General features: G+C 47.4%; 16 protein-coding genes and 1 pseudogene. 14 read left to right on the forward strand and 3 right to left on the reverse strand.

All coding sequences use genetic code 11. The features are described from left to right. Nucleotides 1–7: 7 nt before the first annotated feature. Nucleotides 8–1,036 (reverse strand): LacI family DNA-binding transcriptional regulator, encoded by a 1,029-nt coding sequence (locus ACX0G9_RS00950; protein WP_459062960.1) that lies wholly within the window; start codon nucleotides 1,034–1,036, stop codon nucleotides 8–10. 171 nt (nucleotides 1,037–1,207) lie between these two features. Between ACX0G9_RS00950 and ACX0G9_RS00955 the strand changes: the two genes are divergently transcribed. From ACX0G9_RS00955 to ACX0G9_RS01015, 13 genes are all read left to right on the forward strand, one after another. After that, on the forward strand, nucleotides 1,208–1,972 hold the full coding sequence (locus ACX0G9_RS00955; protein ID WP_459062961.1) for an SDR family NAD(P)-dependent oxidoreductase: 765 nt from the start codon (nucleotides 1,208–1,210) through the stop codon (nucleotides 1,970–1,972). Between the two features lie 65 nt (nucleotides 1,973–2,037). Further along, nucleotides 2,038–2,931: a 5-dehydro-4-deoxy-D-glucuronate isomerase gene (gene kduI / locus ACX0G9_RS00960; RefSeq protein WP_459062962.1), complete on the forward strand. Its 894-nt coding sequence runs from the start codon at nucleotides 2,038–2,040 to the stop codon at nucleotides 2,929–2,931. A gap of 49 nt (nucleotides 2,932–2,980) precedes the next feature. Further along, complete coding sequence (locus tag ACX0G9_RS00965; protein WP_459062963.1) at nucleotides 2,981–4,330, forward strand: MFS transporter; 1,350 nt, start codon at nucleotides 2,981–2,983, stop codon at nucleotides 4,328–4,330. A 114-nt stretch (nucleotides 4,331–4,444) separates the two neighbouring features. Continuing rightward, a complete protein-coding gene (locus tag ACX0G9_RS00970) occupies nucleotides 4,445–5,821 on the forward strand; it encodes a sugar porter family MFS transporter (RefSeq protein WP_459062964.1) in 1,377 nt (458 codons plus the stop codon). A gap of 28 nt (nucleotides 5,822–5,849) precedes the next feature. After that, the gene (locus ACX0G9_RS00975; protein WP_459062965.1) at nucleotides 5,850–6,284 is read left to right on the forward strand and encodes a nuclear transport factor 2 family protein; all 435 of its coding nucleotides are present in this window, start codon (nucleotides 5,850–5,852) and stop codon (nucleotides 6,282–6,284) included. A gap of 185 nt (nucleotides 6,285–6,469) precedes the next feature. Beyond that, entirely contained in the window at nucleotides 6,470–7,549 is a 1,080-nt protein-coding gene (gene rhaT / locus ACX0G9_RS00980) for an L-rhamnose/proton symporter RhaT (RefSeq protein ID WP_459062966.1), read from the forward strand. Between the two features lie 102 nt (nucleotides 7,550–7,651). Continuing rightward, nucleotides 7,652–9,814, forward strand: coding sequence for a bifunctional aldolase/short-chain dehydrogenase (locus ACX0G9_RS00985; RefSeq protein WP_459062967.1), 2,163 nt, complete (start codon nucleotides 7,652–7,654; stop codon nucleotides 9,812–9,814). A 79-nt stretch (nucleotides 9,815–9,893) separates the two neighbouring features. Further along, nucleotides 9,894–10,208: an L-rhamnose mutarotase gene (rhaM, locus tag ACX0G9_RS00990; RefSeq protein ID WP_459062968.1), complete on the forward strand. Its 315-nt coding sequence runs from the start codon at nucleotides 9,894–9,896 to the stop codon at nucleotides 10,206–10,208. 15 nt (nucleotides 10,209–10,223) lie between these two features. Further along, nucleotides 10,224–11,498, forward strand: coding sequence for a sugar isomerase (locus tag ACX0G9_RS00995; RefSeq protein ID WP_459062969.1), 1,275 nt, complete (start codon nucleotides 10,224–10,226; stop codon nucleotides 11,496–11,498). Between the two features lie 9 nt (nucleotides 11,499–11,507). Continuing rightward, the gene (locus tag ACX0G9_RS01000) at nucleotides 11,508–12,980 is read left to right on the forward strand and encodes an FGGY-family carbohydrate kinase (RefSeq protein ID WP_459062970.1); all 1,473 of its coding nucleotides are present in this window, start codon (nucleotides 11,508–11,510) and stop codon (nucleotides 12,978–12,980) included. A gap of 96 nt (nucleotides 12,981–13,076) precedes the next feature. After that, complete coding sequence (locus tag ACX0G9_RS01005; RefSeq protein ID WP_459062971.1) at nucleotides 13,077–13,862, forward strand: (Fe-S)-binding protein; 786 nt, start codon at nucleotides 13,077–13,079, stop codon at nucleotides 13,860–13,862. A 5-nt stretch (nucleotides 13,863–13,867) separates the two neighbouring features. Beyond that, nucleotides 13,868–15,241: a lactate utilization protein B gene (locus ACX0G9_RS01010; RefSeq protein ID WP_459062972.1), complete on the forward strand. Its 1,374-nt coding sequence runs from the start codon at nucleotides 13,868–13,870 to the stop codon at nucleotides 15,239–15,241. 1 nt (nucleotide 15,242) lies between these two features. After that, nucleotides 15,243–15,893 carry a LutC/YkgG family protein gene (locus tag ACX0G9_RS01015; protein ID WP_459062973.1) on the forward strand — a complete coding sequence of 217 codons (651 nt, stop codon included), beginning with the start codon at nucleotides 15,243–15,245 and terminating at the stop codon, nucleotides 15,891–15,893. Nucleotides 15,894–15,909: 16 nt separating this feature from the next. Here the strand turns inward: ACX0G9_RS01015 and ACX0G9_RS01020 are convergent, their stop codons facing one another. Continuing rightward, entirely contained in the window at nucleotides 15,910–19,467 is a 3,558-nt protein-coding gene (locus ACX0G9_RS01020) for a hybrid sensor histidine kinase/response regulator transcription factor (protein WP_459063283.1), read from the reverse strand. An 18-nt stretch (nucleotides 19,468–19,485) separates the two neighbouring features. After that, nucleotides 19,486–20,067 (reverse strand): annotated as a pseudogene (locus tag ACX0G9_RS01025) (ligand-binding sensor domain-containing protein); the annotation flags it as partial. A 321-nt stretch (nucleotides 20,068–20,388) separates the two neighbouring features. On the opposite strand from ACX0G9_RS01025, the gene galA reads away from it, so the two are divergent. Continuing rightward, nucleotides 20,389–22,803, forward strand: coding sequence for a beta-galactosidase GalA (galA, locus tag ACX0G9_RS01030; RefSeq protein ID WP_459062974.1), 2,415 nt, complete (start codon nucleotides 20,389–20,391; stop codon nucleotides 22,801–22,803). Nucleotides 22,804–22,836 lie beyond the last annotated feature (33 nt).

Here is a 22,836-nt window from a genome sequence, read left to right on the forward strand (position 1 = left end):
CTTGCAGCTATTTCAAGCTCGATTCCCTGATCATCAGTTCGGTTTCCAGGATAATTTTTTCAAAATTGGTAACCGGGTGTTTGCTTTCGATGAGTTGGATCAGCATTTCTGTGGCCAGTTGTCCCATTTCCAAAGCAGGCTGAACGACAGCGGTCAGGGGAGGATTAAAAATATCGGCAGAGATGGAATTCGTAAACCCTACCAGGGCTATTTGTTGGGGAATGGAGATCTTTAATACCCGCAGAAGGCTTAAGGTAGTGGTGCTTAACCGGTCGGATGCTGTGAAAATGGCGTCGGGTTTAGCCTCCATGGCTAACAATTCCTCCAGCGCCTGGTGGGTCTCTTCCTTGATCATCCCGCCATGCTGACAAAATTTTATATAATGTTCATCTGGAAACATCCCCGAATCCAACAAGGCTCGTTTGTAACCTTCCAATCGTTCGAGGGTATTGGAAAGACTGTCAGAACTGGTTATATGGGCAATCCTTTTGGCTCCCTGCTTCACCAGGTGGAGCGTAGCTTCATAGGCTCCCTTATAATTATTGGCAATCACCTTATGTGTCGGAATCTCATCGGTAACCCGGTCGAAAAATACAATAGGTAACCCCTTTTCATGCAGTTTTTTAAGATGGTCTACATTCCGGGTTTCAGCAGAAAGGGAAATGATCAATCCGTCAACTGACCGGGAGGAAAGATGTTCGCAATTGGAGATCTCTTTTTCATAGGATTCCTGGCTCTGCGTAATGATCACATTATAATCCTTATTCTGGGCGATGGATTCGATTCCATTGATCGCCTGGGAAAAAAAATTATTATCTATATTACAAACGATGACTCCAATGGATTTACTACGTCCTCTTTTGAGGCTTTGCGCGATGGGATTGGGCCGGTAATTATTCTCCCTGGCATATTGCTGGACAGCGGCTTTTGTCTCAACACTGATCTCGTGGCTTCCCCGCAAGGCTTTGGAAACGGTTGAGACGGATAAATGGAGAGCTTTTGCAATATCTTTTATAGTAAGCGCCTCATACTTCATCCGTTCATTTCGATTTTTTTCAAAACTTCCGTTAACGGTCCGCCGCAATCGTTTTCGTAAAAAAAGTCAGCATATTCCCTTTATCTTATTCAATAACAATGTACTCTTGTTATTAATTCAAAGATAACAAACTGTTCGCTAAACTATTTATTAATCGGTTCTGTCCCAAATATGAGCGATCTATTCAACTTAAATGGCAAAACGGCGCTGGTCACAGGTTGTAACAAGGGAATCGGAAAATCAATGGCCTTGGGCCTGGCTGAAGCCGGTGCCGATATTATTGGGGTCTCCGCTTCCCTTGAATTCAGCGGAAGCGCGATAGAAAAAGAAGTCGGGGCTTTGGGCAGGGGGTTTAAAGCATACCAGGCGGATCTGACCAATCGGGAATCCCTTTATGGGTTCATTCAGAAGGTGAAGGCCGAAAATGAGAAAGTGGATATTTTGGTCAACAATGCAGGCATGATCCTGCGGCAGCCGGCAGCCGAACATTCGGATGAATATTGGGATAAGGTACTATCAATCAATCTGGACGCAGTTTTTATCCTGGCCAGGGAATTCGGCCGGGAAATGATCCTGCGGGGTTCGGGCAAAGTTATTTTTACCTGCTCCCTGCTCAGTTTTCAGGGAGGGATCAATGTTCCGGGTTATGCGGCGAGCAAGGGTGCACTGGCAAGCCTGGTCAAGGCCTTGGCCAATGAATGGGCTTCGAAGGGAGTAAATGTGAATGGAATTGCGCCAGGTTATATCAGCACCGACAATACGGAGGCTCTCCGTAATGATCCGGTAAGAAGCAAATCTATTCTTGACAGGATACCCGCCGGAAGGTGGGGAGAAACGGATGATTTTGTGGGACCTGTTGTGTTTTTAGCATCCCGGGCAGCCGATTATGTCCATGGGACAATTCTTACCGTAGATGGCGGATGGATGGGACGATAATACCCCCTAACCCCCTAAAGGGGGAATAGTATCCTGAAGATTTTTCAACGAATAAAAAAAATGAAATGAACGAATCTAACAAAAAAAATAGCCTGCTACCGGCCCCCCCTTCAGGGGGCGGGGGGGGTATGGAATTCAGATTTGAACATAGCCCGAAAGAGACAGGGGAAATGAATACGGATGAACTGCGCAACGCCTTCCTTACCGGCAATTTGCTGCAGGATGATCGTATCCAATGGTTGTATACGCATTACGACCGGGTTATTATAGGAGGCGTCAAGCCGGTGAAACAAACGATAGCCCTGGAAACCCATCCGGAATTAAAGGCTGATTTTTTTCTTCAGCGCCGGGAACTGGGGGTTATCAATACGGGAGGGAAAGGGACGATCCTGGCAGATGATCAATCTTTTGAACTGGGCAAACTGGATTGTCTTTACCTGGGTAAAGGTGTGGAAAAGCTAACCTTTAGCAGTGAGGATGCCCGGGACCCCGCATTGTATTATTTCTTATCCACTCCGGCACATGCCGTTCATCCAATACAGTTCCTTTCCAAAGAAGAGGCGCTGCCGGTGGACATCGGCGCCCGGCAAACTTCGAATGAACGAACGATCTATAAATATATCCACGCGGACGGGATCCAAAGTTGTCAGCTGGTTATGGGTCTTACGATATTAAAGACAGGCAGCGTTTGGAATACTATGCCTGCTCACACGCATACCCGCAGGATGGAGGCCTACTTTTATTTCGACGTACCTGCCGGTCAGCGTGTCCTGCATTTGATGGGCCAGCCTTCGGAAACAAGACATCTTTGGGTTGACAACCATCAGGCCATCATATCTCCTCCCTGGTCCATCCATTCCGGTTGCGGAACCAGCAATTATTCCTTTATCTGGGGAATGGCTGGCGAGAATTACACGTATACAGATATGGATCTTGTTGCGATTGCCGGTTTACGATAGGGTATTAACCGAACAAAATGCTATATTGAAAAATAATTCACCCGATCACATGTCAACCCTTCCTACAACACGATATCGCTGGACGATCGTAGCCTTGCTTTTTTTTGCCACCAGCATTAATTATATCGACCGTCAGGTGATCGGTCTGTTAAAGCCGGAATTGACAAGGGTGTTTGGTTGGGATAATACTACATTTGGTTATATCAATGGTCTTTTTCAATTGTTCTATGCTTGTGGCCTGCTGGCTTTTGGCAGGATCATCGACAGGATAGGGACCAAGGTCGGTTATACGGTTTCGATTATTATTTGGAGTGTTTTTGCGATGGGGCATGCCCTGGCCCGTACCACTTTTGGTTTTACGATTGCCCGTTCCGGTTTGGGGCTTGGTGAATCCGGAAATTTCCCCGCTGCCATTAAATCCGTTGCAGAATGGTTTCCCAAAAAAGAGAGAGCGTTTGCCACCGGGATATTTAATTCCGGGGCAAATATCGGCGCCATGATTGCGCCGATCCTTGTCCCCTGGATACTCGGCGTTTATGGCTGGCAGATGGCATTTATCATTACAGGAGCATTGGGATTTATCTGGCTTTTGTTCTGGTGGATCTTGTATGAGATCCCATCACGAAAAAAAGGAATCTCCAAATCGGAATTTGATTATATCCATAGCGATGGAGAAGACGTTGTTCCCGATACTGCATCTGTTCCTTCGTCAGGGCCTTCTGCGATGGCAGGCTCAGGGACGGTGCCCGTTCCCGCCAAACCGGTTAGCTGGGGCCAATTACTATCGGTACGCCAGACCTGGGCTTTCGTCTTCGGTAAATTCCTGACCGATCCCATCTGGTGGTTTTTCTTGTTCTGGCTGCCGGGTTATTTCAGCGATACGTTCAAACTGGATCTTTCCAAACCAGGGTGGCCCCTGGTGATTGTATATTCCTGTACCACTGTTGGAAGTATCGGCGGGGGATACCTGTCCTCTTACCTGATCAATAAGGGCTGGCCCATTCACAAAGCCCGCAAGACAGTAATGCTGATCATTGCCATCTGCGTATTACCTATCATTACAGCTCGTTATTTTACGGATATGTGGATCGTGGTCGCCCTGATCAGCCTGGCTGCTGCTGCCCATCAGGCCTGGAGCGCCAACATCTTTACCACTGCCTCGGATATGTTCCCCAAAAAAGCCATTAGCTCGGTCATTGGGATCGGCGGAATGGCCGGATCTGTTGGTGGCATCATCTTTCAACCGCTGGTAGGCTGGATCCTCGATTATTTCACCCGTTTGGGAAATAAGGGACTGGGTTATAACCTGATCTTTTTGATATGCGGTTTTGCCTACCTGGTTGCCTGGGTGGTGATGCATTTATTCGCTCCGAAAATGAAGAAGGTGGAATTAGCATAAATTATGCTTGGATGAAGCTAAAATTGCTAAAGGGAAAGCAGGTAGAATTATCCGGTAATTTCATAAAAATAAAGCGAAAATAAGTTAGATTGGTCGTTCATATAAAAATCTGACATGCTTTCCTATCCCGTTCGAATTGCGCTTATTGCCGCCTTGGGCGGATTCTTATTCGGTTTTGAGACCGCCGTGATCTCCGGCGCAGAAAAGATCATTGAAAAAATGTGGTCGTTGAGTTCCTTCTGGCAAGGGTTTACCGTTTCTTCCAGTTTGATTGGAACTGTAGTAGGTTCATTAATCGCCGGAATTCCTGCTAAAAAATATGGACGAAAAAAAGTGCTGATGGTCATTGCGGCCTTGTATTTTTTTGCAGCGATCGGTACTGCTTCCATCTCGGCCTGGAGTCTTTTTGTTCTCTTTCGGTTTGCAGGTGGAATAGCCGTTGGCGCCTCTTCCGTGGTAGGTCCCATGTATATTTCCGAAATTGCTCCGGCCCATCTTCGCGGCCGCCTGGCTGGTTCTTTCCAGACCAATATCGTAGCCGGGATCTTTATCGCCTATCTCACCAATTTTTTATTCGTGGGAATGGGTGATGAAGCATGGCGCTGGATGCTGGGGATCATGGTCATCCCTGCAGCCTTATTCTGGATCCTGCTGCGCACAATCCCGGAAAGCCCACGCTGGCTAATCCTGAATGGGCGGGAAGATCAGGCCGTACCTATCCTGCAAAAACTGAAGGAAGTGAATGTTCCGGAAGCGATCCGGGCTATCCGGGAGTCCGTTCATGAACAGGCAGGGGCCCATGGTCATTATAGCGCCCCGGAGAAATCCGGAAATTCCGCCGGCGATTATAAAGAACAGCTTTTTCAGAAAAAATATGCCAAACCGATTTTATACGCTGTGTTGTTAGCCATGTTCAACCAGCTTTCCGGAATCAATGCTATCCTTTATTATGCGCCCCGTATATTCGAAATGGCGGGATTCAACAAGTCAGACGCCTATCTGCAACCCGTTTATATCGGTGCCGCCAATCTTTTTTTCACCTTACTGGCAATGACCCTTATCGATAAGTTCGGACGTAAGAAATTGTTACTGATAGGATCTGTTGGAATGATCCTTTTCCTGGGATTAACGGCTAATGCCTTTATGACCGGCGTATCCGGAAATAGCAACGTGCTCATTTACCTGATTGGATTTATTGCTTTTTTTGCTTTTTCACAGGGTGCTGTAATCTGGGTCTTTATCTCGGAGATCTTTCCCAATTCCGTCCGTTCGCAGGGAGGGTCTTTGGGGAGTTTTACGCATTGGATCATGGCTGCCATCATATCCTGGACTTTCCCGATCATCGTCGAAGGAAGCTCTAAAGGAGGATTCTATTCCTTTGTATTTTATAGTGTAATGATGTTCCTCCAACTGATCTTTGTCTGGCGGGTCCTGCCCGAGACGAAAGGGAAAACCCTGGAAAAGATACAGGAGGAACTGGGGATTGCATAAAGGTGGAATAATTAATAACTTTTTATTTATGAAAATAATAATCTGCCTTCTCATGCTGCTGCCAGCTATCCAAACCCGGACTTTTGCCCAGGAAAAAGAAGAAAAACAAGTGATCGCTGCGGTTGAAGCTCTCCGTAAGGCAATGATCGACCCTGATCAGACAACTCTTGACCACCTGACCCTGGATGAACTGAGTTATGGTCACTCCAGCGGTCAGATCCAGGATAAAAAGGAATTTATCGATAGGATCGTAAGCGGAAAGTCCGACTTCGTTTCGATAGAATTAAACGAACAAACGGTTAAAGTGGTGGGGAGGACCGCTATCGTCCGGCATCATTTTATAGCTGCCACGAACGATGGCGGCAAACCCGGAACGGTGCGTTTATCCATCCTGCTGGTCTGGCAAAAGAACAAGGGGGAATGGAAGTTGTTAGCCAGACAGGCCGTAAAGCTCCCTTCCTGAAATAACCAGGCCCCGGATCAGGTCCTGAACCAAGTCTCTCTTTCCGGTGCGGAAACGGGCGCCATAGTCAAAATTTATCCTTAAAAAGTGATTTTTCAAGCCATGACAGTGCATGACAGCCCGGTGAATATTAATTTTTAGTTTTACCTACCTGTTTTTGCAGCCATATTGAAAAAATCACCTGTATGCAAGTTATTTTCGGCATTATCTTTCATTTTATTGGTGGCTTTGCTTCGGGAAGCTTCTACATGCCTTTTAAGAAGGTCAGAGAATGGGCCTGGGAAAGCTATTGGATCGTTGGCGGGCTTTTTTCCTGGTTGATCATTCCGCCCCTGGCTGCCTATATCACCGTTCCTCATTTTGGTGAGATCATTTCCTCGGCTTCCTCCGGCACGCTCGCATGGACTTTTTTTTGGGGGATCCTCTGGGGAGGTGGCGGTTTGATGTATGGCCTGGGCATGCGGTACCTGGGCATGTCTTTAGGCAATTCGGTATTACTGGGCTTTACTTCTGCCTTCGGAGCGCTGGTGCCTTCCATCTACTATAATTTTACGCATACTCCCGGAAAAACTACATTTAATGAGTTGCTGACCACCTCATGGGGGCAGATCGTACTGGCGGGAGTTGTACTTTGCCTGGCCGGGATCTTTTTATGCGGCAGGGCAGGTGTCCTGAAGGAAAAAGAATTGCCGGAAGAAAAGAAAAAAGAATCGGTCAAAGAATTTAACCTGGTAAAAGGATTGATTGTATGTACGATATCCGGCATCCTCAGCGCTTGTTTTAATTATGGGATCGAAGCCGGTACGCCAATGGCTGAAGCGGCCAATTCGTTTTGGAAAGCGGCTAACCCTCAGGCGACCACGGAGTTCCTTTATCAAAATAATGTAACTTATATCGTGTTGTTATGGGGAGGACTTACGACCAATTTTATCTGGTGCATGATCCTGAATACCCGCAACAAAACCTTCGGAGATTATACCAATAAAAAAACTCCTCTGGCCCGTAATTACCTTTTTGCGGCACTGGCCGGAACCATATGGTTCCTGCAGTTTTTCTTTTATGGAATGGGGGAGAGCAGGTTGGGTAATGGAGCCAGTTCGTGGATCCTTCATATGGCCTTTATAATTCTTGTCGCCAATATGTGGGGCGTTATTTTAAAGGAATGGAAAGGGGTAAGTTCAAAAACCCGTTTTTCCATCACATCCGGGATCATTGCTATTCTGTTATCGGTATTGCTGGTAGGGTATGGGAATTCATTAAAGTGACCCCCCGACCCCCTGAAGGGGAGCTATGCGAACCATTAAGGAGGAAAAGAAAGGGAAGAAGATTTTGATTCAAATAAAACTATAAATAATAAAAGATAGCGTATGTCTGAAAAGAATGATAAGAAAGCTGCTAACAATGCTCCCCCTTCAGGGGGCCGGGGGGACTTTAAGCATGTCAGTTATTTGTGGGATGAGAAAGCTGCGGCAGCACTGGCAGGTGACGAAGTAGGGTTACTGATATACCGGTCCAATTTGTTGGGAGCCGATCTTCGCCTGACCAATTATGGTGGGGGCAACACTTCCTGTAAGGCAATGGCCAAGGATCCGCTGACCGGCGTTCAGAAGGAGATTATGTGGGTGAAAGGTTCGGGTGGTGATCTGGGAACGTTGAAACGCAGTGGTCTTGCCGCTTTATTTATGGATCGTCTGCTCAGTCTGAAAAATGTGTACAGGGGGATTGAATTCGAAGACGAGATGGTGGAATTGTTCAATCACTGCATTTACGATCTGAGTTCCAAAGCACCCTCTATCGATACGGCCTTACACGGATTCCTTCCTTTCCCCCATATCGACCACCTGCATCCGGATGCAGCGATTGCCATCGCCGCCGCGAAAGACGGTAAAAAGATCACGCAGGACCTGTTCAAAGGAAAGATCGGATGGGTGGAGTGGCAACGTCCCGGCTTCGACCTGGGTCTTCAGTTAAAACAATGCCTGGATGAAAATCCGGCTATACGGGGTATTATGCTGGGATCACATGGCTTATTCACTTGGGGGGATACTGCCTATGAAAGTTATATGAATACGCTGGAAGTGATCGAGCGCTGTGCCCAATATCTCGAAGATAATATCGGTAAAAAAAGACCTGTTTTCGGAGGCCCCCGTTTGCAACCGGCTTCGAAAGAAGAACGTACTGAAAAAGCTGCCGCACTGGCCCCCCTGCTGAGAGGGTTTTGTTCTTCCCGCACCAGGATGGTTGGTCATTTTACCGATGACGAACGGGTGATGGAATATATAAATTCCAATGATCTGGCCAGGCTGGCTCCCATGGGGACCAGTTGCCCGGACCATTTTTTGCGTACCAAAATCAGCCCCCTGGTATTGGATATAAGCGTTACCGAAGATCTTACCGCCATTCAGGAGTTAAAACAAAAATTAGCGCCCCAGTTCGAAAGCTACCGGGAGATGTATAGTCATTATTATGAGTCCTGCAAACATCCGAACAGCCCGGCCATGCGCGATCCGAATCCGGTGGTGATCCTTTATCCGGGAATCGGGATGTTTACTTTTGCCAAGGACAAACAAACGGCAAGGGTGGCAGCTGAATTCTATATAAATGCCATTAACGTTATGAAGGGATCGGAAGCCGTCTCTTCCTATACTTCGCTGCCCAGACAGGAAGCATTTAATATTGAATACTGGTTACTGGAAGAAGCAAAATTACAACGGATGCCGAAGGCAAAGGCTTTGTCCGGAAAAATTGCCCTGGTGACGGGAAGTGCAGGTGGCATAGGTAAAGCCATAGCTAAAAAATTTGCGGATGAGGGTGCTTGTGTAATAATTAACGATAATGATGCTCAACGCCTGGCCGCTGCCAAACAGGAATTTCAACAACAATATGGGAAGGATCTTTTTATTGCCGAACTGCTGGATGTGACCGACACGGCAACGATCCGGCAAACCTTTACCTCCGCTGCGCTCGCCTTCGGCGGGGTCGATATCGTGGTAAATTGCGCCGGACTGTCCATTTCCAAACCGCTTGAAGAACATACAGAAAAAGATTGGGATTTGCTGTATGATGTATTGGTTAAGGGGCAGTTCCTGGTTACCCAGGCCGGAGTGGCGATCATGCGCAAGCAGGCTACCGGCGGAGATGTCCTGAATATTGTCAGCAAGAATGGCCTGGTATCCGGTCCGAATAATGCTGCATACGGTTCCGCGAAAGCCGCCCAACTGCATTTGAGCCGTTTAAATGCCGCAGAACTTGGCGGTGATAAGATCCGGGTCAATACCGTGAATCCGGATGCTGTTATTTCCGATAGTAAGATTTGGGAGGGTGCCTGGGCCGAAGGTCGTGCCAAAGCCTATGGCGTTGCGGTAAAAGATCTGCCTGCTTATTATGCAAAACGTACCTTGCTGAATGAGATCATATTGCCTGAAGATATAGCCAATGCCTGTTTCGCTTTTGTTGGAGGTTTATTGCACAAATCGACAGGGAATGTATTGAACGTAGACGGAGGCGTGGCGATGGCTTTTGTGAGGTAGGCCAGCCCCCGCCCCCTAAAGAGGGTAGTGAAAATACCCTTTGGTTCGAAGGCGGCGAAGTAGTAAAAAAATGATGCTGATGCGACGTATTGCTTTCAAAATGAAACTGCATCCCGGGCAGGAGGCTGAATATCAACGGCGTCATGCAGCCATTGGCCCCGGGCTGACGGTTTTGCTCAAACAAACCGGCATTGAAGACTATTCTATATTTTTGGATGAGGAGACCCTTACCTTATTTGCTTATCTGAAGATCGGGGAACCGGCAAACCTTGATCAGCTCCCTGGAAATCCTGTCATGCAGCAATGGTGGGATCACATGAAGGATATCATGGATGTTCATCCGGATCATTCGCCGGTGACGTTTCCTTTAAAAGAGGTTTTTTATATGCCATAAATTTTTAAAAAAGTTATGCAACTCGAAAAATATAAAATTGAAGAACACAATCAATCTTTACTGAAAGAGCATCAACGTAAATTCGATTTTCTGGCAGCGGATATTCCGGATCTGGAAAAGGTTATCCAAAGGCTGATCGATTTTCAGGTGGGCATACCCAGTTGGGCCTTGGGAACGGGCGGAACGCGGTTTGGACGTTTTTCAGGCGGCGGTGAACCCCGCAAACTGGAAGAAAAGATAGAAGACATCGGTTTGTTGCATAAACTAAACCGTTCCAGCGGGGCCATATCCCTGCATATTCCCTGGGATATCCCGGGCAACGCAGCCTCTGTAAAAACACTGGCCGCCCAGCATGGTTTGCGTTTTGACGCGATGAATTCGAATACCTTCCAGGACCAGCCCGGTCAGTCTCAAAGTTATAAATTCGGTTCCCTGCAACATGTCCGCAAAGAGGTGCGCAAACAGGCGATCGATCATAATATTGAAGTGATCCGTCACGGAGTGGAATTGGGATCGAAAGAACTGACGGTTTGGTTAGCAGATGGCTCTTGTTTTCCGGGACAACTGAATTTTCGCAAAGCTTTTCAACATACCCTGGAAAGCCTGCAGGAAATTTATGCCGCCTTGCCCGCGGACTGGAAGCTTTTTGTAGAATACAAGGCCTTCGAACCGAATTTCTATTCCACCACGGTAGGAGATTGGGGGCAGTCCTTATTATTTACGTCCAAACTGGGACCAAAGGCATTTACCCTGGTGGACCTGGGGCATCATTTGCCGAATGCCAATATCGAGCAGATCGTAGCTTTGTTATTAATGGAAGGAAAATTGGGTGGTTTTCACTTCAACGATTCCAAATACGGTGATGACGATCTTACGGTGGGTAGTATCAAACCCTACCAGTTATTCCTGATCTTTAACGAGTTGGTGGAAGGAATGGATGCCCGGGGAATGGATCATACCAGGGATCTGGGCTGGATGATCGACGCTTCCCACAACGTGAAAGATCCGTTGGAAGATCTGCTTCAATCGGTGGAAGCCATTATGATCCCGTACGCGCAGGCTTTACTCGTGGACAGGAAAAAATTGGGTGCAGCGCAATTAAACAATGATACGGTGAGTGCACAGGAAGTCCTGCAAGATAGTTTTCGTACCGACCTTCGCCCGCTGGTTGCCGAAGCCCGTTTGCGTGCAGGGGGAGCCTTAAATCCGCTTACCTTGTACCGAAGTGCAAAGGTCAGGGACAACCTGATCAAAGAAAGAGGAGCAAAAACGATAGCAACTGGTTTGTAAAATACCCATATGCCTGTAACACCCGTAATAGCGATATTGGATGTCGGTAAAACGAATAAGAAGCTGTTTTTATTCGATGAACAGTACAAGATTGTTTGGGAACAAACCCATTCTTTCCCGGAAATCAAGGATGAGCAGGGCGACGCTTGCGAGGATCTGGAAAAGTTGACGGCCTGGGTGAATGACTCTTTCGACAAGCTGAGCGGGATGACTGATTTTGCCATCAGGGCGATCAATTTTTCCGGCTATGGAGCGAGTTTCGTGCATATAGGAAAAGACGGAGAGCCCGTTGCCCCTCTTTATAGTTATTTGAAACCCTATCCGGCAGATTTGAAAAAGAAATTCTATGACCGGTATGGTGGTGAGATCACCTTTTCCATGTTGAGTGCATCTCCGGTGTTGGGCAGCCTGAATTCAGGGATGCAATTGTACCGGATCAGGAAGCTGCAGCCCGATCTTTTCGCCAATATTGCTTATTCGCTGCATTTACCACAATACCTGAGTTTCCTGCTGACGGGTAAAGCCTGCTCGGAGATGACGAGCATCGGTTGTCATACCAATCTTTGGAATTTCTCCCAACAGGAATATCATGAATGGGTCTACCGGGAAGGGATAATTGACAAACTGGCTCCTTTACTCCCATCCGGAAGTGTTTTACCGGTAAATGCTTTATCCGGCAAGCAATATTCCGCCGGTCAAAATGGTAATCCCGGTACCAGGAATTCGCTGAAAGCCGGAACAGGCCTGCATGACAGTTCTGCGGCGATGATCCCGTACCTGGCGAGTTTTCAGGAACCATTCGTCTTAATCTCGACAGGTACCTGGTGCATCAGTATGAACCCCTTCAATCATGTTCCGCTCACAGTGGCCGAATTGCAACAGGACTGTTTGTGTTTTATCAGTTACCAGGGTAACCCGGTTAAGGCTTCCCGGCTTTTTGCCGGGTTCGAGCATGAGCAACAGATCAAAAGATTGGCTGCTCATTTCCAAAAGGAGGCAGCCTTCGCGGAAACAATTTCCTATGATCCGGAAAGAGTAGTATTTCTCCGGTCGCAGGACTCCCTCCCGGCCGAAAAGGCTTTCGGTGAAAGCGCATCTTCCGGAAGGCCAGCTGCTCAGACAAAGACAGATTCCAAGATAGGTGCTTCGGTCTTTTCGCAAAGAGAGCTTAGCTCCTTCTCCACGTATGAGGATGCTTACCACCGGTTGCTCATGGACATTATGGAACAGCAAATAGCTTCTACAAACCTTGTCCTGCAGGGAACCGGCGTGAAAAGGATCTTCGTAGACGGTGGATTTGGAAAGAACCAGGTTTATATGCACCTGCTGGCAGCCGCTTTTCCGCATATAGAAGTATTTGCCGCCTCGATTCCACAGGCGACCGCCATGGGGGCGGCCCTTGCCATTCATTCCCATTGGAACACCCGGCCTTTGCCCGGTGATATTATTGAACTCAGGTATTATAGCGAGAAAACTGGTTAAAATACCTAAACGATAGGCTAATATTTTAGCTTTTTTAGCCTTGGTACCTTGTAGCTTGCCATCCGATTGTAAACCAATTAATCCCGGGGCTAATTTATGAAGATTGGATTGTTCATTCCCTGTTATGTAGACCAGTTTTATCCCCAGGTAGCTATAGCCACCCTGAAACTATTGGAGAAATATGGTTGTGAGGTGGTTTATCCGGCCAACCAGACCTGTTGCGGGCAGCCCATGGCGAACTCCGGTTTTGAGCATCTGACAAAGGGGTGCAATGATCTGTTCATAAAGAATTTTTCAGCATTCGATTATATCGTTTCCCCTTCGGGTAGCTGCGTCCTGCATATTAAGGACCACCTGCACAGTGACCAGTATGAGCAAAAGGGAGCAGGAGGACGATCGAAAGAGGGACTTCAACATAATCCGGAGGACCCCGCAAAGGCTATCAGGGGAAAAATATATGAATTGGTGGAGTTCCTGACGGATATCCTGAAGGTAGAAGGATTGGAGGCGAACTTCCCCCATAAGGTGGGGCTTCACCAGAGTTGTCATGGGCAAAGGGGGCTGAAACTCGCACAGATGAGCGAATTGATGGCTGCGCCTTTCTCCAAGCCGGAGCATCTTTTAAAAATGGTAAAAGGGGTCGAATTGGTGGAATTGGACCGGAAGGATGAGTGCTGTGGTTTTGGGGGTACCTTCTGTGTAGCCGAAGAAGCGGTTTCTGTCAAAATGGGGAAAGACAGGATAACCGATCATGTTCAGCATGGGGCAGAATATATTACCGGGGCTGATATGAGCTGTCTGATGCATCTGGATGGCATTCTGAAAAGACAGAAGAGCCTGGTAAAAGTGATTCATATCGCGGAGATTCTGATTGCAAAATAGTTACTATGGGTACAAATCATAAAGATCATGCTGCATTAGCCGATCAGTTCAATAAAGATGAGCTGAGGGTAGATTGGCATGATCAGACCCTTTGGTGGGTAAGGGCGAAAAGGGATAAGGCCGCTCACCAGGTTCCCGATTGGGAACTATTGCGGGATGAGGCCTCCGGGATCAAGGATCATGTTTTATCCCATCTCAGCGAATACCTGGTGCAGTTTGAAGAACAGGCGACCCGGAACGGGATCGTTGTTCATTGGGCGGCGGATGCTGGTGAACACAACGAGATCGTTGCCTTCCTGTTAAAGGAGCATGGGGTGGATAAGATGGTCAAGAGCAAGTCCATGTTAACGGAAGAATGTCATTTGAATGAATATCTGGAAGAGCAGGGAATTGAAGTGGTGGATACGGATCTGGGAGAAAGGATCGTGCAACTGGCTAAAGAGCCGCCCAGCCATATTGTGTTGCCTTGTATTCATAAAAAGAAAGAGGAGATCGGTGAAATATTTCATGAACATTTGGGTACACCAAAGGGGAATGCGGATCCCCAATTCCTGACCAATGCTGCCCGCTTGCATTTGCGGGAAAAGTTCCTTACCCGCAAGGTTGCCCTGACCGGGGTAAATTTCGCTGTTGCCGAAACAGGAGAATTCGTGGTCTGTACTAATGAAGGAAATGCAGATATGGGAGCACATCTGGCGGAAGTACATATTGCCTGTATGGGGATCGAAAAAATTATTCCCCAGCGCAAACATTTGGGTGTTTTTCTTCGCCTGCTGGCTCGTAGCGCAACAGGGCAACCGATCACCACTTATTCCAGTCATTTCAGACGGCCACGGAATGGACAGCAGATGCATCTGGTTCTGGTAGATAACGGGAGAAGTACCCAGTTAGGCAGGGAGGCTTTCCGGAATTCCCTGAAGTGCATCCGGTGCGCGGCCTGTTTGAATACCTGCCCGGTATACCGTAGAAGCGGCGGGCATAGTTATCATACGGCTATCGCGGGACCTATCGGAGCCATCCTGGCGCCGAACCTGGATATGAAAAAATATGCGGACCTGCCGTTTGCTTCGACCCTTTGCGGTTCCTGCACTAATGTATGCCCGGTAAAGATCGATATACACGATCAATTGTATAAATGGCGACAGGTGATCGTACAGGAAGGTAATGCACCGGTGGCCAAAAAAGCCGCTATGCAGGGTATGACTTGGGTACTGTCGAATCCTTCGGTTTATCACAGCGCCGGGAAAGCCGGCCGCTGGTTCATAAAAAACATTCCCTTTGTGGTCAATAACGGGCTGAATCCCTGGTACAAACAAAGGGATATGCCCGAGTCTCCGAAAGAATCCTTTGGGGAGTGGTATAAGAAAAATAGAAAATAAAATGAGCAGCAGGGATAAAATACTGGGCGCGGTAATAAAGAGTCAACCCGCTTTTATTGACTTGCCGGAGACAGCTGTTTCCCGGGAAGGCAACGAAGATCTTGTCAAAAAATTCATCACCGTACTGGAATCTATCGGCGGGACCGCTTATGTGGTCACGGGCTTCGAAAAGATCAGCGCCATCATCCAGGAAAAATTCGCAGATGCCCAAAGGATCGTTTCGTCCTGCCATCAGCTTTCCGGGATCTCCTTTGGAAGTAAGGGCGCTGTCATCGAGTCCGGCAAACAGGTTGACGATCCCCATTCATTGGAAGATATTGATCTGGCCATACTGCGTGCTCATTTCGGCGTTGCGGAAAACAGCGCCTGCTGGATCACGGAAGATTTAATGATCGAAAGGGTTATGCCCTTTATTTGTCAGCATTTAGCCCTGATCATCAAAAAAAAGGATATTGTACCCACCATGAACGAAGCCTATATCCGGGTCGCTGCTATAGAATCCTCCGCCGCCGCTTATGGCTTCTCCACTTTTATTGCAGGCCCCTCCAAAACGGCCGATATTGAACAATCCCTCGTTCTCGGCGCCCACGGACCCAAGACGATGATAGTATTTATCATGGACCAGGAGGGGGCGGATGCGGGGTTTTATTAATCGGCGGGTAAATAGCTTACTCCCCCTTTTTATCCAACTCCTGCAAAAACTGGGAAGGCGTCTTTCCGAATTCCTTTTTAAAAGCCTTGGTAAAATAGGATTGCGTCTGTATACCGATCCGATAGATTACTTCCGCCAGGGGCACTTCCTCATGGGTCATGATATGAACGGCTTTCTTCAGCCGGATACCTCTGACAAATTCATTGATGGACTGACCGGTGAACTGTTTTATCTTCTGGTATAATTTGGTCCTGCTCATACCGATCTGTTTGCACAGGTAATCTACATCCAGATCTGGGTTTATTAATTGTGATTCGATGATCTCCAGCAATTGATCCATGAACGCTTTGTCTATTACCGAGTGTATCCGCTCCCTGGCCTCTACCTGGTTATCATAAGAATAACGTTCTTTAGTCCGTTGTTTCTGCTCAAAAATATTACGCAGGGTCAATAACAGCAAGTCCATGCTTAAGGGTTTGGCAAAATAGAAATCAGCGCCGGATCCCGCTCCCTCCAGTCGGGATTCTTCCCCATTCTTTGCGGTTAGCATTAGAAAAGGGATATGCATTGTTTCCTCATCCAGTTTCACAGCACGGCAGAATAAGTTCCCATTCATCTCCGGCATCATTACATCGCTGATGATCAGATCGGGAAATACTTCTTTGGATTTTTTCAGTCCTTCGATTCCATCCCTTGCCTCCGAAATATGATAAAACTCACCCAGGCTTATTTTCAGGAAATCACGCAACTCATCATTATCTTCTACCAGTAAAATATGGGGTAACCCTGGACCCTTTGCTGAGCCTGACCCTGAGCCCGATCCTGATTCCGGACCTTGCTCTGGCTCTGCGTTCTGGCTAAACAGACCAGGGTCCCGGGTGAAAGGAAGGCTTTCCAGGAATTCCCTCCCCTCGAATTTAGGCCCGATCCATCGCTCCTCTTTTGCGAAGTTCTCTTTCCCCAAAGGCAACCCTACGATGATCTCCGTTCCTTTATGCCGTTCACTGTACACTTTAATATTACCTTTATGAAGAAAAGTAAGACTCTTTACAAAGGCCAGTCCCACTCCGGAGCCCAGGTGGGTTTCCGTAATGCGGAAGTACCGTTCGAAAAGATGAGGGATGGACTCTTTGGAAATGCCGATCCCATTATCCGCCACCCGGATATAAATGTATTTTTTGGCATGATAGGCAGGGTTATTCAAATAAAGTTCATTTTCAAAAGCCGGCCGGAGGTCCTGTAATGAGGTCAGGATCTCTACCGTGACTGAGCCCCCATTGGCGGTGTATTTGAAAGAATTATTGAGCAGGTTCAAAATTATTTTTTCCAATACCTGCCGGTCAAACCAGATTTCATGAAGCGTTTCCGATTTTTTAACGGTAAAGGTCACTCGTTTCTCATCGGCCAGATCATGGAACTCTTCTGCGATCTCACTAAGGAAAAGATTGAGATTCCCAGGCATCACTTTTAATTTCAAAACACCTTCCTCCGATTTCCTGAAATCCATTAATTCATTGATCAGTCCCATCAGCCGGTTGGCATTGCGATACATGACCCTGTAATAATGGAATAACGCAGAAGGCGGTTCTTTGAGTAATTTCTCCAGGGGATTCAGGATCAACGTAAGAGGAGTGCGGAACTCATGGGATATATTGGTGAAGAATTGTAATTGTAACTGGTGTATCTCCTCCCGTTTGTTTTCTTCCAGTTTGTTTAATTCGATCTTCCTTCTCATCCGGTAAAAGACAAGAATGCCGGTGATCAGGAGAATCCCTGCGATCCCTTTAAACCACCAGGTATTCCAGAAGGGTGGCTGAATAACGACCCGGATACTGGTTCCTTGTTCATTCCAGATCTGATCATTATTGGATCCCTTTACCCGGAAAATGTATTCCCCGGGAAAAAGATTGGTATAGGTAGCCTTTCTTTCCTTATTCACATAATTCCAATCCTGGTCAAACCCTTCGAGCTTATAGGCGTACAAATTGTTTTCGGGCGCGGTATAGTTCAGCGCTGCAAAATTGAAGGAAAGAGTGGACTGTTTGTAAGACAATTGCAGATCCTTTCCGGCATTGATCTTTTTGTTGAGCACCTGGATGCCGGTTATAAATACCGGAGGAATGAAAGGGTTCATCCGGATACTGGAGGGATAAAAGGCATTGAATCCATTGACACCTCCAAAGAACATTTCTCCATCCTTTGTTTTCAGACAGGCGTTTGCCTCAAATTCCAGGCTCTGTAATCCATCTCCCGGGTTATATTTCTTGAAACTAAAAGTTTCCGGATTAAATTGGGTCAGCCCGTTGGACCCGGCAATCCAGAAATCTCCTTTTTCATCTTCGGTAATGCTTTTTATAAACTCCTCTGCTAAACCGGCTTTATCCGTATAAAGGGAAAAGGTCTTTCGGGTCGCATCAAAAAGATAAAGACCTTTCTGACCTGCCCATATCCTCCCTTTATGATCGACAAACAAGACCCGCAGATCCGGTGCTTTTTCCATGTTGGAAAAATAATGTGAGAACTGTCCTGTTGAAGGATCATATTCATTCAGGCCTCCATCGTCGGTTCCGATCCAGATATTTCCGCTTTTATCTTCCGCCAGGGATATGCAATTATTTCCGGAAATATGGGATTGATTGGTGGCACCCTGGATAAGACGGGAAAATTTTTTGGTTTTCCGGTCCAGCAGATTGAGTCCTCCGTAATAAGTCGCTACCCATAAATTACCCTTACTGTCCTCAAGTACCTTCTGTACATAATCGGAGCTGATCGAATTGGCATCTTTGGGGTCATGTTTCAAACGGGTGAACATGCCGGTCCGGGGATCGAACAGATTTAATCCCCCTCCCCAGGTACTTATCCATAACCGCCCTTGTCTGTCCTCCATAATATCCAGTACGGCATCGGACCCGATACTTTTTGTATTAAATGGGTCATACCTGAAATGCCGGAAACTTTTCTTTTCCCGGTCGAACAGATCCAATCCCCCGCCATCGGTGCCCACCCATATTTTGCCCTGACTGTCCTCACAAAATGATTTGACATCATTATAACTCAGACTTGTGGGGGAAGATCCTTGTCTGATCACCCCGAATTTTTCATTGCCCGGCATCCAGATATTGACACCGGCCCGGTGGGTGCCTACCCATAAATTCCCCTGATTGTCTTCGAATATGGCGGATATGGTTCGTTGGGACAGACTGAACGGATCACCCGGTTCATTCTGGTAACGATAAAAAGAATGGCTGCCGGAATTATATAATTCCAGTCCGCCATTGATACTGCCGATCCAGCAATTTCCTTTTCGGTCGACCCAGATACTCCTGACCAGGTTACTGCCCAGACTGGAAGGATCCTTTTCCTGATGCTGGAACGATTGAAAGGATCCGGTAAGCGGGTCGAACAGGAGTAGCCCTCTGTCTTCCGTACCTAGCCAAAGGGCACCCTGCAGGTCTTCCCGGATGATCCGGATTACTTTATTTCCTGCTTTGTCATTTTCATCCGTAGCATTTTTATAGGAACGGAACGTTTTATGCTCCCTGTCAAAAAGATTAAGCCCATTTTCGGTACCGATCCAGCATTGGCCCTTCCTGTCCTCATAAATAGTATTCACCCGATCGTCACTCAGGCTAAATTTTTCATCCTGGTCATGCCGGAAATGGGTAAAATTCTGTTTCTCACGGTTGAACTGATTGAGGCCCCCTCCGAATGTACTGATCCAAAGCTGCCCTTTTTTATCTTCATTTATACAGGTAATCAGGTTTTGACTTAGGCTTTGGGGATTGCCCGGATCGTGTTTGTAACGGACGAAATTATTCCCCGTTTCATTGAAACAATTTAACCCATTGAGGGTGCCGATCCATAAATGATGCTCCTTGTCTTCATAGATACAACGGATATAACCATCGCTGATACTGGTGGAATCTCCGGGATCGTTGCGATAAACGACCATTCCGTATCCGTCAAAACGATTCAGCCCGTCCCTGGTACCTAACCAGATGAAACCTTTACTGTCCTGGTAAATACATTCAATGGTGCTATTGGATAATCCTTCCCCGACGGTGAGGTGCTTAAAATGAAGTTCGGGCGCCTGAGATATCCCTGTACCCGGGAGCAGGAACAAGAGGCTGGCTATCCATCCGGTAAGGCAGAAGGCATAAACACGCTTTTTCATCCTTTACTTTTTGTTATTTACCCGTCGGATGGACGACGCATATGGCTTAAAAAATGTCTTCCTTCAAATGTAGAGCTAGTTTACCGGATGCAGAAATCGGGGATGGCGGGGAGGCCCTGACCGGCAGGCATTTTTCCCTGAACGGAATGATAGGCGTAAAAAAATGAACAATAGGACCAGTCTTAAAACGGTGTGCAGGGTAATTTGCCGGTACACGTTTAACTGGGTTCTATTATGCGCTATATTATCCGTTATTGTCTTTTATCCGTCTTATTTCAAACTGGTTTATTTCTTCCGGTATCCTCGCAACCTTTATCCCGGATGAAAACAAATTTTGACGAGGACTGGAAATTTAACCTGGGCCACGCGTCAGATCCGTTAAAGGATTTTAATTATTCACTGGTCTCTCTTTTCTCCAAATCCGGGAAAGGGGAGGGAACGGCGGTTGACCCTCATTTTGTGGACAGCACCTGGGAAACTATCCAATTGCCACATGACTGGGCTGTCCGCCTGCCCTTTGTCTATTCCTCCGATCCGGATGTCAAAGCCCATGGATACAAGCCGGTAGGCGGGCTTTTTCCGGCCTCCAGTATTGGATGGTATCGCAAACATTTTTCCATTCCGGCAACAGATTCCGGAAGCCGGTATTTGCTAAAATTTGACGGGATATTCAGGGATGCCAGGATCTGGATCAATGGCTATTATCTGGGAAATAATGAGAGCGGTTATGTCGGTGTATCCTATGATATTACCAATTATCTGAACTTTCACGGGGAGAACGTAATCGTGGTCCGGGCAGATGCCACCCAGTATGAAGGCTGGTTCTATGAAGGGGCGGGAATTTACCGTCATGCCTGGCTTTGCCGGTATAATGACCTGCATGTCGCGGAGAACGGCCTGTTTATTTATCCGGAAATGGAAGGTTATCCGGGAGCAAAAGGTTTCCCCGAAGGGAAAAGGCAAAAAGCCGCTTTTCATATTGAAACCACTGTCGAGAATTCCGGGACAAAAGATTCGGTGTGTTCCGTATTTACCTTTATTACCGGCCGGGAAGGAAAAAGGGTGGGAGAGGCCCGGGACCAGGTGGTCCATGTTGCACCCGGGGAACAGATTACCCTAAAACAGCTTATCCAGGTTAACGACCCTAAATATTGGTCCCCGGATAATCCTTACCTGTATAGGGTGGTTTCGTTGATAAAATCGGGAAACACCCTGATCGATAGTGTCTCACAACGTTCAGGACTAAGAAGTTTTCGTTTTGATCCGGAACTTGGATTTTTCCTGAATGGAAAAAAGGTAAAGATTAAAGGAGTGAACTGCCACCAGGATCATGGGGGGGTAGGCAGCGCAATGCCGGATTTTCTGCAATATTACCGGGTATCCCTTTTAAAAGAGATGGGGGCAAATGCCTATCGCACCAGCCATCATGCGCCCTCACCTGAGTTGCTGGATGCTTGTGACAGCCTTGGGCTGCTGGTGATAGACGAGCAGCGTCTGTTGAACAGCAGCCCGGAATACGCCGGACAGTTCGAACGGCTGATCCGCCGTGACCGCAGCCGCGCCTGTGTTTTCCTTTGGTGCATCGGTAATGAGGAAGGTTATGCCCAGACTAATAGTATAGGAAGACGGATCGCGCTTTCCCTCCTGGCCGAACAAAAGCGGCTCGATCCTACCCGGACCAGTACCTATGCTGCCGATCTTCCGAATGTTTATGCGGGGGTAAATGAGGTGATCCCGGTAAGAGGATTTAATTACAGGCAATTTGCCGTCGAGGCCTATCATAAAGAACATTCCGGTCAACCCGTGATAGGAACGGAAATGGGCAGTACGGTCACCACCAGAGGGCAATATGTGACAGATACGATCAGGGGATATCTTCCCGATCAGGATAGCATTGCTCCCTGGTGGGCGAGCAGGGCGGAGGAATGGTGGCCGCTGGCGGCAGAGAACTCCTGGTGGCAGGGAGGGTTTGTCTGGACAGGATTCGACTACCGTGGGGAACCTACTCCTTTCAAATGGCCGAATATCAATTCCCATTTCGGTATGTTGGATATGTGTGGCTTTCCAAAGAACATCTATTATTATTATCAGTCCTGGTGGACCGGTAAAGACGTACTCCATATATCCCCGCATTGGAACCGGACAGGAAAAGAAGGACAGCCTGTCGTAGTGAAAGTGAACTCCAATGCAGCCAGTGTGGAATTATTCTTAAACGGGAAAACCTACGGGAAAAAGGATATGGAAAAGAACAGGCACCTGGCATGGCAGATCCCCTATGAACCGGGAGTATTGGAAGCCGTCGCCTATAAAGACGGCAGAAAGATCAATGCCCGGGTGGAAACGACCGGTAAACCTTACCGCCTTAATATACAAGTTGTAAAGGAAACGCTCCTGGCGGATGGTGCCGACGGAACCCTTCTTAATATCGACGTTTTGGATAGCAGCGGGCGCGAAGTTCCCGACGCTGATAACGAGATCCATTTTTCACTTAGCGGAAGCGCCTCCATTCTTGGAGTGGCTAATGGCGATCCCAGTAGCCATGAACCGGACATTTGCCATGAAGGGGAATGGCGGAGAAAATTATTTAACGGAAAATGCCAACTGATCCTAAGGGCGGGTAAACAGCCTGGCATCATCGTGATTAAAGCAGAATCCGTTAACCTGGAGCCGGGTTCCGGTATTTTGCAAAGTTACCCTGTCTCCTCAGGCAGGCAGGCGGGATATTCGGACAATTAGAACTAAAAAAACGAACGATTGGAACAGGCCCTT

Source organism: Flavitalea flava, from assembly GCF_054461575.1.

What these genes read in the sequence shown, in the direction of transcription:
- ACX0G9_RS00950 (WP_459062960.1), bottom strand. Translation starts at nt 1,036, where the DNA reads ATGAAGTATGAGGCGCTTACTATAAAAGATATTGCAAAAGCTCTCCAT.
- ACX0G9_RS00955 (WP_459062961.1), top strand. Translation starts at nt 1,208, where the DNA reads ATGAGCGATCTATTCAACTTAAATGGCAAAACGGCGCTGGTCACAGGT.
- kduI (WP_459062962.1), top strand. Translation starts at nt 2,038, where the DNA reads ATGAACGAATCTAACAAAAAAAATAGCCTGCTACCGGCCCCCCCTTCA.
- ACX0G9_RS00965 (WP_459062963.1), top strand. Translation starts at nt 2,981, where the DNA reads ATGTCAACCCTTCCTACAACACGATATCGCTGGACGATCGTAGCCTTG.
- ACX0G9_RS00970 (WP_459062964.1), top strand. Translation starts at nt 4,445, where the DNA reads ATGCTTTCCTATCCCGTTCGAATTGCGCTTATTGCCGCCTTGGGCGGA.
- ACX0G9_RS00975 (WP_459062965.1), top strand. Translation starts at nt 5,850, where the DNA reads ATGAAAATAATAATCTGCCTTCTCATGCTGCTGCCAGCTATCCAAACC.
- rhaT (WP_459062966.1), top strand. Translation starts at nt 6,470, where the DNA reads ATGCAAGTTATTTTCGGCATTATCTTTCATTTTATTGGTGGCTTTGCT.
- ACX0G9_RS00985 (WP_459062967.1), top strand. Translation starts at nt 7,652, where the DNA reads ATGTCTGAAAAGAATGATAAGAAAGCTGCTAACAATGCTCCCCCTTCA.
- rhaM (WP_459062968.1), top strand. Translation starts at nt 9,894, where the DNA reads ATGCGACGTATTGCTTTCAAAATGAAACTGCATCCCGGGCAGGAGGCT.
- ACX0G9_RS00995 (WP_459062969.1), top strand. Translation starts at nt 10,224, where the DNA reads ATGCAACTCGAAAAATATAAAATTGAAGAACACAATCAATCTTTACTG.
- ACX0G9_RS01000 (WP_459062970.1), top strand. Translation starts at nt 11,508, where the DNA reads ATGCCTGTAACACCCGTAATAGCGATATTGGATGTCGGTAAAACGAAT.
- ACX0G9_RS01005 (WP_459062971.1), top strand. Translation starts at nt 13,077, where the DNA reads ATGAAGATTGGATTGTTCATTCCCTGTTATGTAGACCAGTTTTATCCC.
- ACX0G9_RS01010 (WP_459062972.1), top strand. Translation starts at nt 13,868, where the DNA reads ATGGGTACAAATCATAAAGATCATGCTGCATTAGCCGATCAGTTCAAT.
- ACX0G9_RS01015 (WP_459062973.1), top strand. Translation starts at nt 15,243, where the DNA reads ATGAGCAGCAGGGATAAAATACTGGGCGCGGTAATAAAGAGTCAACCC.
- galA (WP_459062974.1), top strand. Translation starts at nt 20,389, where the DNA reads ATGAAAACAAATTTTGACGAGGACTGGAAATTTAACCTGGGCCACGCG.